This window comes from Streptomyces sp. KPB2 (assembly GCF_003950055.1).
GTDB classification, from domain to species: domain Bacteria; phylum Actinomycetota; class Actinomycetes; order Streptomycetales; family Streptomycetaceae; genus Streptomyces; species Streptomyces salinarius.
Genome location: NZ_CP034353.1, coordinates 319,635 through 333,593, shown reverse-complemented (window position 1 = coordinate 333,593; position 13,959 = coordinate 319,635). Strand labels below are relative to the sequence as shown.

Below are 13,959 nucleotides of genomic sequence, written 5' to 3'. Positions count from 1 at the left end.
TCCTCGGTGGGGTCTGCGCTCGGTCCGGCATGGGAGGCCAACGCGCTGACTAGCATGAGCCGCAGGCCCACCGGAGTGATCACCACGCACCCGGTGGCACGGCTCCGGCCCGCGGCCGCCCCAGGTCGACCGGCCTTCTCCCCGCTCTCAAGGACCAGAGGGACCGCGGAATGTCAATGTCTGCACCCCCCACCCCGCCCCGGACGCAGAAACCAGGCCGCTCCACCCCGGCCGTCCCGCTGCTCGTGCTCCCGGCCGCCGCCGCGGCCGCGGGCGCCGCCTGGGCGGCCGCTCCCGACACCGCCCGGAGCTGGACCGCGACCCTCGCCGTCACCTCCTGGCTGTGCGTCGCCCTCTCCGTCGGCCTCGGCTCCCACCTGGTCGGACGGGCACGCCGGACGGCGGCGGCCCGGCGGACGGAGATCAACGCCCTCAAGGGCCGGCTCGCGCAGGAGAACGCCGGCCTGGTCCACCTCGTCAACGTGGCGCTGCCGGGCATCGCGCAGCAAGTCCGCGACGGCACCGGCGCGGAGGAGGCCGTCGCCAACACCGCCCCCGCCTCCGGCCCCCACCTGCGTCAGGTCGTACAGAGCTTCGCCGCGCTGGTGGAGGACGCCGTACGGCACGCCGCGGACGCCGAGTCCCGGCGGCAGCAGGCGGTGCACGAGGCACGCAGGAGCGCCGCCGAGCTGGAACAACTCACCAAGAGCACGCTGCCCGCCGCCGTGGAGAAACTGCGGGACGGCACCTCGGCGGAGATCGTCCTGTCCGAGCTGGAGTGGCCGCGGGGAGCGGGGCCGCGCGCCTGCGCCGAGCTGTTCGTCCGGGAACTGGCCCACAGCGAGCGCCGCACCGCCGCCGCGCAGGCCGCCTCCGCCAAGTCCCTCGGCCGCGTCCAGGCCAAGGCCGTCAGCATGCTCGCCGACCTGAGGGACATGCAGGATCGTCACGGCGAGGAGGTCCTCGGCGATCTGCTGCGCCTGGACCACAGCACCTCCCAGCTCGGCCTCATCACCGACCGGCTGGCCCTCCTGATGGGCGGACGCTCCAGCCGGGCGTGGAACAGGCCCATCGTGATGGAGAGCATCCTGCGCGGCGCCGTCGGCCGGATCGCCGCCTACCAGCGGGTCCGGATGCACTGCTCCACCGACGCCGCGATCTCCGGCTACGCGGCCGAGGGCGTCATGCACCTGCTGGCCGAACTCATGGACAACGCGGCCAACTTCTCGCCACCCATCGACGAGGTCCACGTCTACGTGGAGGAACGTACCGCCGGAATCGTCGTCACCATCGAGGACAGCGGGCTGAAGATGGCCGACGCCGCCATGCGCCACGCCGAAGAGGCGGTCTCGGGACGGATGAACGACCTGGCCTCCCTCCAGGGCACCCGCCTCGGCCTCGCCGTGGTCGGACGGCTGGCCGCCAAGTACGGCGTCGGAGTCAGCTACCGGCCCTCGTCGCGCGGCGGTACGGGCGTCGTCGTCCTGGTGCCGCCCCAGCTGCTCGCCCAGCAACGGGACCCGGGGCCCGCGCCGACCGGCCGCACGTTCGGCGGTGGCGGCGGCTACGCCGTCCCCGGGCCCGCCCCCGCCGCGGAAGCCCCGGCACACGCGCGGCGTGTCCCGGACGTCCGGCCGGTGGAGCGCGCCGTGCTGCCCGAACAGGCGGCGCGACCCGGCCCCGCGGCGGCCACGCCGGGCGGACTGCCCGTGCGCTCCCCGGGCCGCACCATGGCCGAGGCCGAGGCCGAGCGTGAACAGCGGGACCACCACCGGCTGCCCGCCGACCCGGCGGCGTCCGCCCAGCGCGACGCCGGGGCCAGCTTCGGCGCCTTCCACCGCGGACGGCGGTCCGCGGGGGCCGCCGGGACACCGGAGTCCGAACCGCCCGCCCCGGACTAGGGACCGGGCCGACGCCCGTACCGGCACACGCCTCGCACCGTACGGCGCCGGCCGATTCCCCCGCCCCACCCATTCGCCCCTATCGCTCGTGCCGCTCGTGAGATTGGAGGAACGGGCCGGTGACCGCAGCACCGGGAACCACCGGCCCCGCACCCACCATGCAGACCACCGACAACAGCCTCACCTGGCTCCTGCAGAACCTCCTGGACCGCACCCCCGGTACCCGCCACGCCCTCGTCCTGTCCCGCGACGGCCTCAAGCTCTGCTGGACCGAGCACCTCACCCTGGACCGGGCCGACCAGCTCGCCGCGATCTGCTCGGGCATCCAGGCCCTCGCCCAGGGCGCCTCCGTCGAGTTCGGCAACGGAACCGGCGGCGTACGCCACTCCATGACCGAGTTCCACGGCGGCCTGCTGTTCATCGTGGAAGCGGGCGAGGGCGCCCACCTGGCCGTCGTCGCGGTCGAGGACGCCGATCCCGGTGTCGTCGGCCACCAGATGACCGAGCTGGTCGAGCAGATCGGCGACCACCTGAGGGCCGAGCCGCGCCACGCCGTCCCCGGGGGCAGCTCGTCGTGACGCGCAGGCCCGTGGACACCGGCGCACCCGACCGGCTCTACACGGTCACGGGCGGGCGCAGCCGTGCCGACGACTCGTTCGACCTCGTCACCCTGGTGGTCGCCGAGTGCGGGCCGACGGCCGGCATGCAGTCGGAACACGTCCGCATCCTCGACCTGTGCCGGCACCCCACGGCCGTGGTCGAACTCGCCGCCGAGCTGGCCCTGCCGATCACGGTGGTCCGCATCCTGCTCGGCGACCTGCTGGCCACCGGCAGCATCACCGCCCGCCACCCGCGCCTGGGGCAGACCGCCGCGTCGCACCCCGATACCGCCCTGCTCCAGGAGGTGCTCCATGGACTCCGCAACCTCTGACCCGACGGCCTCCGCGGTCCCGCACACGGTCACGGAAGCCCCCGCGCCCTCCGGCCGCACGCCGCTGACCGACGCCGCGGAGACCGGGCTGAAGATCGTCGTCGTGGGCGGATTCGGAGTCGGCAAGACCACCCTCGTCCGCTCCGTGAGCGAGATCCGGCCGCTCAACACCGAGGAGGTCATGACCCAGGCCGGGGTCGGCGTCGACGAGACCGGCTCGGTCACCGCGAAGACCACCACCACGGTGGCCTTCGACTTCGGTCGCATCAGCCTCAACGACCGCATGGTGCTGTACCTGTTCGGCGCCCCCGGTCAGGAGCGTTTCTGGTTCCTGTGGGACCGGCTGTTCTCCGGCACCCTCGGCGCGGTCGTCCTGGTGGACACCCGCCGGATGGACGACTCCTGGTACGCGATAGACCGGCTGGAACACCACCGCACCCCCTTCGTGGTGGCCGTGAACCGCTTCGACGACGACACCGCCCGGCACTCCCTGGACGAGATCCGGCTGGCCCTCGCGCTGCCCGACCACGTGCCGCTGATCGACTGCGACGCGCGGGTGCGGACGTCGGGCAAGAACGTCCTGGTCACCCTCGTGGACCACCTCTACCAACTGGCCCTGGCCCAGGAGAGCGCATCGTGACCGATCTGGACCCGTCACCCCACCCCGTCGCCGCGCCGGGCTGCCCCGCGCACCCGGACGCCGTGCCGCTGGCCGGACTGGAGTACCAGCAGACCCCGTCGGAGCTGTACCGCGGACTGCGCGCCGAACACGGCGCCGTCGCACCCGTGCTCCTCGACGGCGGCATCCCCGCCTGGCTGGTCCTCGGCTATCCGGAGGTCAGCTATGTGACCAGCCACGACGACCTGTTCGCCCGGGACTCGCGCCGCTGGAACCAGTGGGGCAGCATCCCGCCCGACTGGCCCCTGCTGCCCTACGTCGGGCATCAGCCGTCCGTCCTGTTCACCGAGGGCGAGGAGCACCGGCGGCGGGCCGGGGTCATCACCCAGGCGCTCGCCGGCATCGACCAGTTCGAACTGGCCCGGGACTGCCGGCAGCTCGCCGACCGGCTCATCGCCGCCTTCGCCGGCAGCGGCCGCGCCGAGCTGATGAGCGGCTACGCCCATCCCCTGCCGATGATCGCCGCCGTGCGCATGTGCGGGATGCCGCACAGCGGCGCCGAGACCCAGCAACTCGTCGAGGACCTGCGGATCTCCCTCGACGCGGCCGAGGGCGACGACCCGGTCGCCGCGTACACGCGCGTGGGCGAGCGCATCCACCGGCTGGTCCGCCACAAGCGCGAACGCCCCGGACCCGACGTCACCTCCCGGATGCTGACCCACCCGGCGGGACTGACCGACGAGGAGATCGTCCAGGACCTGATCTCCGTCATCGCCGCCGCCCAGCAGCCCACCGCCAACTGGATCGGCAACACGCTCCGCCTGCTGCTCACCGACGAGCGCTTCGCCCTCAACGTCTCCGGCGGCCGCCTCAGCGTGGGGGAGGCCCTCAACGAGGTGCTGTGGCTGGACACCCCCACGCAGAACTTCATCGGCCGCTGGGCCGTGGGCGACACCCAGCTGGGCGGCCGGCAGATCCGGGCCGGCGACTGCCTCGTCCTCGGCCTCGCCGCGGCCAACACCGATCCGCAGCTGTGGCCCGAGGCCCACGTCGGCGCCGAGAACTCCGCGCACCTCTCCTTCAGCAACGGCGAACACCGCTGCCCCTACCCGGCGCCGCTGCTCGCCGACGTCATCGCCCGCACCGCGGTCGAGACCCTGCTGGAACGCCTTCCCGATCTCGTACTCGCCGTCGAGCCGGGGGAGCTGACCTGGCGTCCCTCCATCTGGATGCGCGGTCTGACGGCGCTGCCCGCCGTCTTCACGCCCGTCGTGGCCTGACGCGTACGGCCCGTCAGGCCGCGGGGGTGAACCGCACCGGCAGCGACTGCGGGCCCCGCGTGAACACGCCCCGCTCCACGACCTCGAACCCGTCCTCCGTGCGCAGGTCGGGCAGGGCGTCGAGGAGCTGCCCGACCCCGGTCTCCACCTCGGCCTTCGCCAGCAGCGCCCCGACGCAGAAGTGCCGGCCCAGCGCGAAGGCGAGATGGTCGGCGGCGGCCGAGAAGGCGGTCGTGGTGGTCAGGTCGTCGCGCATGATGTCGAAGCGGTCCGGGTCGCGGTAGCGGTTCTCGTCCCGGTTGGCCGCGCCTATCAGACAGGTGACGGTGGCGCCGGCGGGTATCGTCCCGCCGCTGAGCGTGACGTCCGTCGCCGTCTGACGCATGATCATGTGGACCGGCGGGGTGTAGCGCAGCGTCTCGGCGAAGGCACGCGGGATCAGGCTCCGGTCCTCGCGCACGGCCGCCAACTGCTCCGGGTGGGCCAGCAGGTTGGCGAAGATGCCGGCGATCGCCTTGTCGGTGGTCTCGCCGCCTGCCGCGAGCAGCAGGCTGCAGAACGCCTTGATGTCCTCGTCGCTCATCCGCACCCCGTCCACCTCGGCGGCGCACAGCGTGGACAGCAGGTCGTCGCCCGGCTTCTCGCGGCGCTCCCGGATGACGGGGATCATGTACTCGGCGAACTCCACGCGGGTGCGCGCACCGGCGGCGGCGACCTCCCGGTCACCCGAGAGGTTGCCCAGGAACGCGATGACCGACGTGTACCAGCCGTGGAACCGGTCGTGGTCGGCCTTGTCCAGACCCAGCATGTCCGCGATGACGTTGACGGGGAACCGGGTGGCGTAGTCGGCGACCAGGTCGGCACGTCCCGTGTGCCGGAACGCGTCGATCAGCTCCCGGGAGTTGCGCTCGATCACCGGCAGAAAGCGCTCCTGGAGGTCGGCCCCGCGGAAGGCCGGGGCGACCAGGGCGCGCCGGACCGCGTGCTCCCGGCCGCTCAGCTGGAGGATCGTCCGGCCGTGCACGGGCTCGAGCTGCCAGTCGTAGTTCTCCGTGGTGAACTGCCCCGCACGGTCTTTGAAGACCCGTTCCACGTCCTCGTAGCGCGAGACGATCCAGCTCTGCGTGGCCTCGTGCCGGATGAGGGGCGCGCTGTCCCGCATCGTCCGGTAGGCCGGATACGGGTTCGCCGCGAACTCGGGGGAGAGGATGTCGGGGACCTGCTGCGCGGTGGACATGAGACTCCTCGGTCGACAACGGCCTTGTCCCACCAGGCTATTGACGAGGCGACGCCTTCGACAGACCGCGCGGCGGACGGGTCAGGAACGGGTGTCGAACTCGCCCCGTACCGCGAGGAGTTCGGACAGGTCCGAGCCCACCGCCAGCTCGCGCGGATCCGCTCCCCGCCGGAACAGCCGGGCGTCGCGCTCGCCGCCGAGCACGGCCCGCTCGCCCTCGACCCGCAGCCAGGACCCCTCCCGCAGGCCCAGCACGGGCACGTCGTTCTCCTCCAGGAACTCCCGGAGCCGCTCCTCGCGGGTCTCGCCCTTGTGGGTGGAGGCGGGGTCCGGGTCGAGGTAGTGCGGATTGATCTGGAACGGAACCAGCCCGAGCGTCTCGAAGGACGGCGGCTCGACGATCGGCATGTCGTTGGTGGTGCGCAGCGAGGGCGCCGCCATGTTGGTCCCGGCGCTGGCCCCCATGTACGGCAGCCCGCCGGCCACGGCCTCGATCAGCGCCTCCCGCAGCCCCGTGCGGTACAGCGCGGACAGCAGCCGGAAGGAGTTGCCGCCGCCGACGAACACCGCGTCCGCCTCGCCGAGCCGCGCGAGCGGATCGCCGCCCTCGTGCACGCCCCGCACCTCGATCCCTGCGTCGGACAGCGCGCCCCGCACCCGGGCGGTGTAGGCGTCGTGGTCGGCGAGCGCGTACGGCACGAAGGCGAGCCGGGCCCCGGTGGGCAGGAAACCGGTCACGGTGCCGAGGGCGTGTTCCAGGTAACCGCGGCCGTGCTGGGTGGAGTTGGACAGGAGCAGAAGATTCACGGGGTCGGTCCTCGCAGACGGGTGGATCGGGTGGATCGGTGGGTCAGGCGGTGGGGGGTGTGCGGGATGCACGCGGGCGTCGGTGGTGCTGGGGCGGATGCGTCAGCCGCTGCTCCAGCAGCCGGACGGCCCGGCGCAGCACCTCCAGCCGGTCCTCGGGCCCTTCGGGGAAGCGCTCCTTGGCGGCGCCGAGACTGAGGCTGCCGTAGGGCTCCGAGCCGAGGAACACCGGCATGGCGACCGTGCCGATGCCGGCGTCGTACTCGCCGACCGTCCACGCGTAGCCCTGTGCGCGGACGGTGCGGAACTCGCGCTCCAGCTGGTCCGGGTCGGTGACCGTGCGCTCGGTGAAGCGGGCCATCGGGCGCCCGCGGAAAAGCCGGTGGCGCTGGTCGTCGGGCAGGAAGGCGTAGAACGACTTGCTGGTGGCGCCCGCGTGAGCGGGGTACAGCTCGCCGACCAGCGGGTAGTAGCGCAGCGGTCCCTCCTCGCCCTCGACGGCCGCGACACAGCGCATGTGGAAGCTGTCGGGCAGGCAGAAGAGCACCGTGTCGCCGGTCGCCGTCCGCAACTCCTGGAGCACCGGTTCCGCGAGCAGTTCCAGGGAGCCCGAACGCTCCCAGAGGCGGCCCAGGCGCAGGGCGGCCGGGCCGATCCGGTAACGCCGGGTGGCCGGGTCGGAGACCAGGAAGCCGCGACCCGCGAGGGTGGAGAGCAGCCGCTGGGCGACCGAGGTGTCCCAGCCGAACTCGGCGGCGATCTCGGTGACCCCCCAGTCCGGACGGGTGCGCTCGAACGCCAGCAGCACCAGCAGGGCGCGGTCGACGGTCTGCAGCGCCCCGGCCGGTGTCCTGCGGTCCAGGGGCTCAACGGGGCGACCGGGCATGACGGCTCCTCTCCCTCACATCTCGCCATTCAGACTCGTATTGCAGATAACGGGAAACAGTTGCGGACAACGCTAGTCGATCCCGAACCTGCTGTGAGCACCGCCCCCGGTGCGGATCAGGAGAACTGCCCATGTTGAAGTACGTCCTGGACCTCGTGGATCTGCTCGACGATCCCGACGTCGACGGCAAGCGCGTCGCCGCCCACCTCGACTCCGTGGCGGGTCCGGAGGGCTCCGGCGCCGAGGTCACCACCGTCACCGGCGAGCGCGGCTCGACGGACTTCGTGCTCGTGCGGATACCGGGCCGGGCGGGCCGTACCAGCGGTGGCTCCGCGCGGACGCTCGGCGTGGTGGGGCGGCTCGGCGGCGTCGGGGCGCGCCCGGAGGCCGTCGGCCTGGTCTCCGACGCGGACGGCGCGGTCGCGGCGCTCGCCACCGCCGCCAAGCTCCTGGACATGCGGCGCCGGGGCGACGTGCTCGACGGCGACGTGATCGTGGCCACGCACATCTGCCCGAACGCCCCGACCGCACCGCACGACCCGGTGCCCTTCATGGACTCGCCGGTCGACATCGCGACCATGAACCGGCACGAGGTCACCGGGGAGATGGAGGCCGTGCTCTCCGTCGACACCACCAAGGGCAACCGGATCATCAACCACAAGGGCCTCGCCCTGTCGCCCACCGTGAAGGAGGGCTGGGTGCTCAAGGTGAGCGAGCGGCTCGGCGAGCTGCTGGCCGTGGTCACCGGTGAGCCCTTGGTCACGTACCCGGTGACCACGCAGGACATCACCCCGTACGGTAACGGTGTACACCACATCAATTCGATCCTGCAGCCGGCCACGGCGACGGCCGCTCCGGTGGTCGGCCTCGCGATCACCTCGGCGGCGGCGGTGCCCGGCTGCCAGACGGGCGCGAGCCACGAGACCGACATCGCGGCCGCCGCCCGGTTCGCCGTCGAGACCGCCAAGGCCTACGGCGGCGGACAGCTCGACTTCCACGACGATCAGGAGTTCGACGCCCTCGTGTCCCGATACGGCTCGCTGACCCGGCTGCAGACCCTCGGCCGCGAACCCGGGGGGTCGTGATCATGCCCATGGACAAGAACTCCGCCGCGAAATCGGCGCAAGCGGCCACGGGAGCCGTCGGCAGCGACGACTACGCCCTCTCCCGCGTCCCGCGCGACAAGCGGCTCGGCTTCTGGACGATGCTGCTGCAGTGGCTCGCCCAGTCCGGCTCCATCTCGCAGTTCACCCTCGGCGCCACCATCGGCGTCGGCATGACCTTCGGCGACGCCTTCCTCGCCTTCACCCTGGGCGCGGTGATCCTGGAAGTCGTGATCTTCGCGATCGGCCTCGCGGGCATGCGCGAAGGACTGGCGACCCCGCTGCTCACCCGCTGGGCGGGCTTCGGCCGCAACGGCTCGGCGCTGGTCAGCCTGGTCATCTCGGTCACCCTCGTCGGCTGGTTCGGCGTACAGAACACGATCTTCGGCGACAGCGTGTCCGCGCTCGTCGGCGGCCCCTCCTGGCTGTGGTGCACGGCCGCCGGTGTCGGCATCACGGTGCTGGTCATCTTCGGCTTCAAGTACATGGCCGTCTTCGCGAAGATCGTCACGCCGCTGTTCTTCGCCATGGTCGCCTGGTCGGTCACCGACGCGCTCAGCGACCACTCCTTCTCCGAGCTGATCCACTCCCCGGCGCCCGGCGAGACCATCCCGCTCGCCGTCGCCGCGACCGCCATCGCGGGCGGCTTCATGACCGGCGCGATCGTCTCCCCGGAGATGACCCGCTACAACCGCAAGGGCAGCCACGTCTTCCTGCAGAGCGCCTCGTCGATGATCCTCTCCGAGTACATCGTCGGCCTGACCGGCGTCCTGCTCGGCCACATGGTCGGCAGCGGCCAGGTCTCCCAGATCGTGCTCTCCACCTCCGGCGTCTTCGGCGTGCTCGTCGTCCTCATGTCCACCGCGAAGATCAACGACTGGAACCTCTACGGCTCCTCGCTCGGCGTCGTCAACTTCTTCCAGGTCGTCTTCGGCAAGCGCGTGCACCGCGGCGCGGTCACCATCGTCCTCGGCATCGCGGGCACCCTGCTCTCCGCGATCGGCATGATGACGCACTTCACCGACTTCCTGTCCGTGCTGGGCGTGGCCATCCCGCCGGTGGGCGGCATCATCGTCGCCGAGTACTGGGTGGTGCGCCGCATGCGGGCGCCCCTGGACGCCACCCGAGACGCGCAGACCCTGCCCGCCACCTCGCCGACCTGGGTGCCGATGTCCCTGGTCATCTGGGCGGTCGCCTTCTGCGTCGGCAAGTTCTACGACGGCGGCATCCCGGCCCTGAACTCCCTGCTGACCGCCTTCGTCCTCTACTGCGTCCTCGGCCTCGCCGGCTGGATCAGGACGTACGGCACCACGGCCCTGGACGACACCACCGAACCCACCCCGGCCGCCTCCGGCACGGCCACCGTAGGAGCACCGTGAGCACCACCGCACCCGCCATAGTCCCGGCCTCCGAGCAGGCACAGCGGGAGGTCGTCGACCTGTGCGCGGAGCTGATCCGCTTCGACACCTCCAATCCCACCAGCGACGAGCGGGCCTGCGCCGACTGGGTCGTGGCCCGCCTCGCCGAGGCCGGAATCTCCTCCGAGCTGGTGGAGAGCGCCCCGGGCCGCGCCAACGTCGTCGCCCGCATCCCCGGCGCCGACCCCTCGCGCGGCGCCCTGCTGGTCCACGGCCACCTGGACGTCGTACCGGCGGACGCCGTCGAGTGGCGGGTGCCGCCGTTCTCCGGCGAGATCCGGGACGGCTACCTCTGGGGACGCGGCGCCATCGACATGAAGGACACGGTGGCCGTCATGCTGGCCACCGCCCGCCACTTCGCCCGCACCGGCACCCGGCCCGCCCGCGAGATCGTCCTCGCCTTCCTCGCCGACGAGGAGGCCGGCGGCAGGTTCGGTGCCCACTGGCTGGTGGAGCACCGGCCCGAGCTGTTCGCGGGCGTCACCGAGGCGATCGGCGAGGGCGGCGGCTTCAGCTACGCCCTGGACGACACCCGGCGCCTCTACCCGATCGAGAACGCCCAGCGCGGCATGGCGTGGATGGAGCTGACGGCCGCCGGGCGCGCCGGGCACGGGTCCTCCCCGAACGACGAGAACGCCGTCACCGACCTGGCCGAGTCCCTCACCCGCCTCGGCCGGCACACCTTCCCCGTCCGGCTGATCGAGCCGGTGCGTGCCCTGCTGGCCGAGGCCGCGCGCCTCCAGGGGGTCGACCTCGACCTCGACGCCGAGGACCTGGACGCGGAGCTGGCCAAGCTGGGCCACGTGGCCGACTTCATGCAGGTCGTGCTGCGCAACTCGGCCAACCCGACCATGTTCACCGCGGGCTACCAGACGAACGTCATCCCGGGCCGGGCCACCGCCCGCGTCGACGGCCGCTTCCTGCCGGGGCACGAGCAGGAACTGATCGACACCATCGACGCCCTGCTCCTGCCCTCGGTGTCCCGCGAGTGGGTCAACCACGACATCGCGATGGAGACCTCCTTCGACGGCCCGCTCGTCGACGCCATGTGCGCCGCCGTCCGCGCCGAGGACCCGGACGGCCACCCGGTGCCGTACTGCAATCCGGGCGGTACCGACGCCAAGGCCTTCACCAAGCTCGACATCCGCTGCTTCGGCTTCAAGGGGCTCAAGCTGCCCCACGACCTCGACTACGGGCGGCTCTTCCACGGCGTCGACGAGCGGGTGCCGCTGGAGGGCCTGCGGTTCGGGGTGCGGGTGATGACCCGGCTGTGGCAGGACTGCTGACGCGCCACGGCCGACGGGAATGCCCCGGCGGCCGCCGGCGTTGTGCGGCGTGACTGACATGCGCGGGACAGAACGGCAGCCCGCGCCGCGGTCGGAAGGAGCACCATGGCACGCAGCACCGCACGCCCGGTCGTCAGGCTGAAGTCGACGGCGGGCACCGGCGTCACCTACGTCACCCGCAAGAACCGCCTCAACGACCCCGACCGGCTCGTCCTGCGCAAGTACGACCCGGTGGCGGGGGAGCACGTGCCGTTCCGCGAGGAACGCTGAACGGCGCCGAGGAACAGGAGGAGGCAGTCGTGAAGGTCCGCAACTCCCTGCGCGCCCTCAAGGCCAGGCCCGGCGCCCAGGTGGTGCGCCGCCGTGGCGTGACCTACGTGATCAACAAGAAGGACCCGCGCTTCAAGGCCCGCCAGGGCTGAGCAGCCGCGTTCGACGGCCCGGCCCCCGCCGCAGACGGACAGGGGGCCGGGCCGAGGCGTGTCCCGTTCGGGGTACGCGGCCGGGGTCAGTCGGTCACGTCGACGCCGTACCCCCGGGCGAGGGCGCCGAGGTCGTGGTCGTAGCCCTGCCCGACGGCGCGCAGCCGCCAGCTCTCCCCGCGCCGGTAGATCTCCGCCAGGAGCATCGTGCGCTCGGTGGTGGCTGCGTCCAGCGTGGCCTGGGCGAGGGCGGCCGCGCTGGTGCCGGGGCCGGAGACGATGTGCAGGGCGCCCACGTCGCCGAAGGCGGGGGAGCCGTCGATCGCCGCCGCGACGACGACCTTGCGGGCCGAGGGCGGCAGCGTGGCGAGGTCCACGCTGACGGTCTGCTCCGTCGGTCCGTCGCTCAGCAGCCGCACCGTGCCGCCCGGGTTCTCCGGGGCGCCGTAGAAGACGAAGTCCTCGTCGAAGGAGACCTGCTCGTCCTCGTCCAGCACGAACGCCACCACGTCGATCTCGCACGCCGTCTGCTGCGCCCAGGAGGCGGTGACGGTCCAGCGGTCCGCCGGCCCCCGGCCCTTCGGCAGCGGAAGGTCGACGACGCCACCGCGCGGCAGCACATGGGCGGCCGCGCGCCCCTCTCCCGCCCCGGCCGCCTCCGTGACCACCGGTGCGACCAGCCACGCGGCGTCATGGACGGGCAGGAGCAGCGCGGTGATCCTGGCGAGCCGGCGGTCGCCGTGGCCGCCGTCGAGGACGACCACGTCGGTGACACCGGCGGAGAGGTTGATGGCCGCGGCCCCGCCGAGTTCGACGACGCGGGTGCGGGCGGCCACCGCGTCGGGGTGGGTGCCGCCGAGCACGAGGACCCGGCGTCCGGTCAGTGGCCCGCGCGGCTTCCCGGAGCGCTTCGCGCCGGGCTTCGGACCGGCGGCCTCGCCCGCCGCGGGGCCGCGTGGCGTAGGCACGGCCGGGAGCCCGGGGGAGAGCGCGCTCGCCGCCCCCTCGTGCCGGGTGCCGGGGCGGACGTCGCCGAGCAGCCGCAGGAAGGCCGACTCGTCGATCACCGGCACGCCCTCCGCTCGTGCCCGGCGCGCCTTGGCCGAGCCCCCGGAGGGCTCGTTGGTGACCAGGGCACTGGTGTGCCTGCTGACCGAGCCCATCATGTTGAGGCCCGCCGCGACGCCCCGCAGCACCAGGTCCGCGCGGTCGGACCCGGTCTCCCCGGTGACGGCGACCTTCATGCCCTGCACCAGCGGCCCGCCCGGGGTCAGCCGCCCCGGGTTGCGGAAGGCGCACGGCGTCTTCGGCGGCTTCGGCGCGAACCGCGGGTCCTGTCGCGGCGGGCAGGCCACCAGGGGCAGCGGCAGGTCGAGCCCGGCCGCCGCCCGCAGCGAGGCGCGCAGCACCCCCGCCAGCACCCGCGTGTCGTCCAGCGCGTCGTGCGCCTTGAGCCGGGGCACGCCATAGTGCGCGGCGAGCGTGCCGAGCTTCAGGTCGTCGGTCGGCGGGTCGACGCGCCGGTTCAGGGCCAGGGTGCACAGCCGCCTGTTCACGGGCAGCCGCAGCCGGGCCCGTGCGAACTCGTGCGCGAGGAAGTCGTAGTCGAACTGGGCGTTGTGGGCGACCAGCACCCGGCCCTCCAGCAGTGCCCCGATCCGCTCGGCCACCTGCTCGAAGGCCGGCGCCCCGCGCAGCCGCTCCGCCGTCAGGCCGTGCACGTGCACCGGCCCCGGATCGCAGCCCGGATCCAGCAGGGTGGAGAACTCGCCGGTCTGCTCGCCGTCCGGGCCCAGCGTCACCACGGCCACGGACAGCACCCGGTCGCGGCGCGGTACGAGACCGGAGGTCTCCACGTCGACCAACGCCCATTCGAAGGCGTAGTCGCGCAAGTCGGACAGATCGGAGGGGGCAGACGCGAGAGACATGAAGGAAGGATGGAGGTGCATTCACATCTTCTTCAACTCCAACGCCCATTCCTCCCGTTATGCGGTCTTCTCCGCCCGCGTCGCACGCTCCCGGCCCGCCCTGACACACTGCTGAGCGCGTCATCCGCCCCGCCCACAGGA

Annotated in this window: 14 protein-coding genes; 10 read left to right on the top strand and 4 right to left on the bottom strand. The window is 72.7% G+C overall.

Translation table 11 applies throughout. From position 1 onward, the window contains the following. Positions 1-176 precede the first annotated feature (176 nt). The 5 genes from D1J63_RS01435 (at position 177) to D1J63_RS01415 (ending at position 4,731) form a co-directional block, all read left to right on the top strand. A complete protein-coding gene (locus D1J63_RS01435; RefSeq protein ID WP_241235496.1) occupies positions 177-1,901 on the top strand; it encodes an ATP-binding protein in 1,725 nt (574 codons plus the stop codon). Between the two features lie 158 nt (positions 1,902-2,059). Continuing rightward, positions 2,060-2,479, top strand: coding sequence for a roadblock/LC7 domain-containing protein (locus tag D1J63_RS01430; protein WP_164417489.1), 420 nt, complete (start codon positions 2,060-2,062; stop codon positions 2,477-2,479). Beyond that, the gene (locus D1J63_RS01425) at positions 2,476-2,832 is read left to right on the top strand and encodes a DUF742 domain-containing protein (protein WP_031038983.1); all 357 of its coding nucleotides are present in this window, start codon (positions 2,476-2,478) and stop codon (positions 2,830-2,832) included. The genes D1J63_RS01430 and D1J63_RS01425 overlap by 4 nt, the downstream gene beginning before the upstream one ends. Then, positions 2,813-3,472 (top strand): ATP/GTP-binding protein, encoded by a 660-nt coding sequence (locus tag D1J63_RS01420; RefSeq protein WP_233644759.1) that lies wholly within the window; start codon positions 2,813-2,815, stop codon positions 3,470-3,472. The genes D1J63_RS01425 and D1J63_RS01420 overlap by 20 nt, the downstream gene beginning before the upstream one ends. After that, positions 3,469-4,731: a cytochrome P450 gene (locus D1J63_RS01415; RefSeq protein ID WP_125627360.1), complete on the top strand. Its 1,263-nt coding sequence runs from the start codon at positions 3,469-3,471 to the stop codon at positions 4,729-4,731. Before D1J63_RS01420 ends, D1J63_RS01415 begins: the two co-directional genes overlap by 4 nt. Before the next feature lie 13 nt (positions 4,732-4,744). Here the strand turns inward: D1J63_RS01415 and D1J63_RS01410 are convergent, their stop codons facing one another. The 3 genes from D1J63_RS01410 to D1J63_RS01400 form a co-directional block, all read right to left on the bottom strand. Continuing rightward, positions 4,745-5,968 (bottom strand): cytochrome P450, encoded by a 1,224-nt coding sequence (locus tag D1J63_RS01410; RefSeq protein WP_102932650.1) that lies wholly within the window; start codon positions 5,966-5,968, stop codon positions 4,745-4,747. Positions 5,969-6,049: 81 nt separating this feature from the next. Continuing rightward, positions 6,050-6,775, bottom strand: a complete 726-nt coding sequence (gene pepE / locus D1J63_RS01405) for a dipeptidase PepE (protein ID WP_125627359.1) — start codon at positions 6,773-6,775, stop codon at positions 6,050-6,052. Between the two features lie 43 nt (positions 6,776-6,818). Continuing rightward, entirely contained in the window at positions 6,819-7,661 is an 843-nt protein-coding gene (locus D1J63_RS01400; RefSeq protein ID WP_125627358.1) for an IclR family transcriptional regulator, read from the bottom strand. Between the two features lie 131 nt (positions 7,662-7,792). Here D1J63_RS01400 and D1J63_RS01395 point away from each other — a divergent pair, with 131 nt between their 5' ends. The 5 genes from D1J63_RS01395 to ykgO all read left to right on the top strand — a co-directional run bounded on the left by D1J63_RS01395 (position 7,793) and on the right by ykgO (position 11,890). Beyond that, positions 7,793-8,746, top strand: coding sequence for a DUF1177 domain-containing protein (locus D1J63_RS01395; protein WP_125627357.1), 954 nt, complete (start codon positions 7,793-7,795; stop codon positions 8,744-8,746). Between the two features lie 8 nt (positions 8,747-8,754). Further along, positions 8,755-10,143, top strand: a complete 1,389-nt coding sequence (locus D1J63_RS01390; protein ID WP_164712678.1) for a cytosine permease — start codon at positions 8,755-8,757, stop codon at positions 10,141-10,143. Beyond that, positions 10,140-11,468 carry a M20/M25/M40 family metallo-hydrolase gene (locus D1J63_RS01385; protein WP_125627355.1) on the top strand — a complete coding sequence of 443 codons (1,329 nt, stop codon included), beginning with the start codon at positions 10,140-10,142 and terminating at the stop codon, positions 11,466-11,468. The genes D1J63_RS01390 and D1J63_RS01385 overlap by 4 nt, the downstream gene beginning before the upstream one ends. A 105-nt stretch (positions 11,469-11,573) precedes the next feature. Further along, complete coding sequence (rpmG, locus tag D1J63_RS01380; RefSeq protein ID WP_019330754.1) at positions 11,574-11,738, top strand: 50S ribosomal protein L33; 165 nt, start codon at positions 11,574-11,576, stop codon at positions 11,736-11,738. Positions 11,739-11,767: 29 nt separating this feature from the next. Continuing rightward, the gene (ykgO, locus tag D1J63_RS01375) at positions 11,768-11,890 is read left to right on the top strand and encodes a type B 50S ribosomal protein L36 (RefSeq protein WP_003978293.1); all 123 of its coding nucleotides are present in this window, start codon (positions 11,768-11,770) and stop codon (positions 11,888-11,890) included. Between the two features lie 86 nt (positions 11,891-11,976). Here ykgO and D1J63_RS01370 read toward each other — a convergent pair whose 3' ends face one another. Beyond that, positions 11,977-13,818, bottom strand: a complete 1,842-nt coding sequence (locus D1J63_RS01370) for a TerD family protein (RefSeq protein ID WP_125627354.1) — start codon at positions 13,816-13,818, stop codon at positions 11,977-11,979. Between the last annotated feature and the right edge of the window lie 141 nt (positions 13,819-13,959).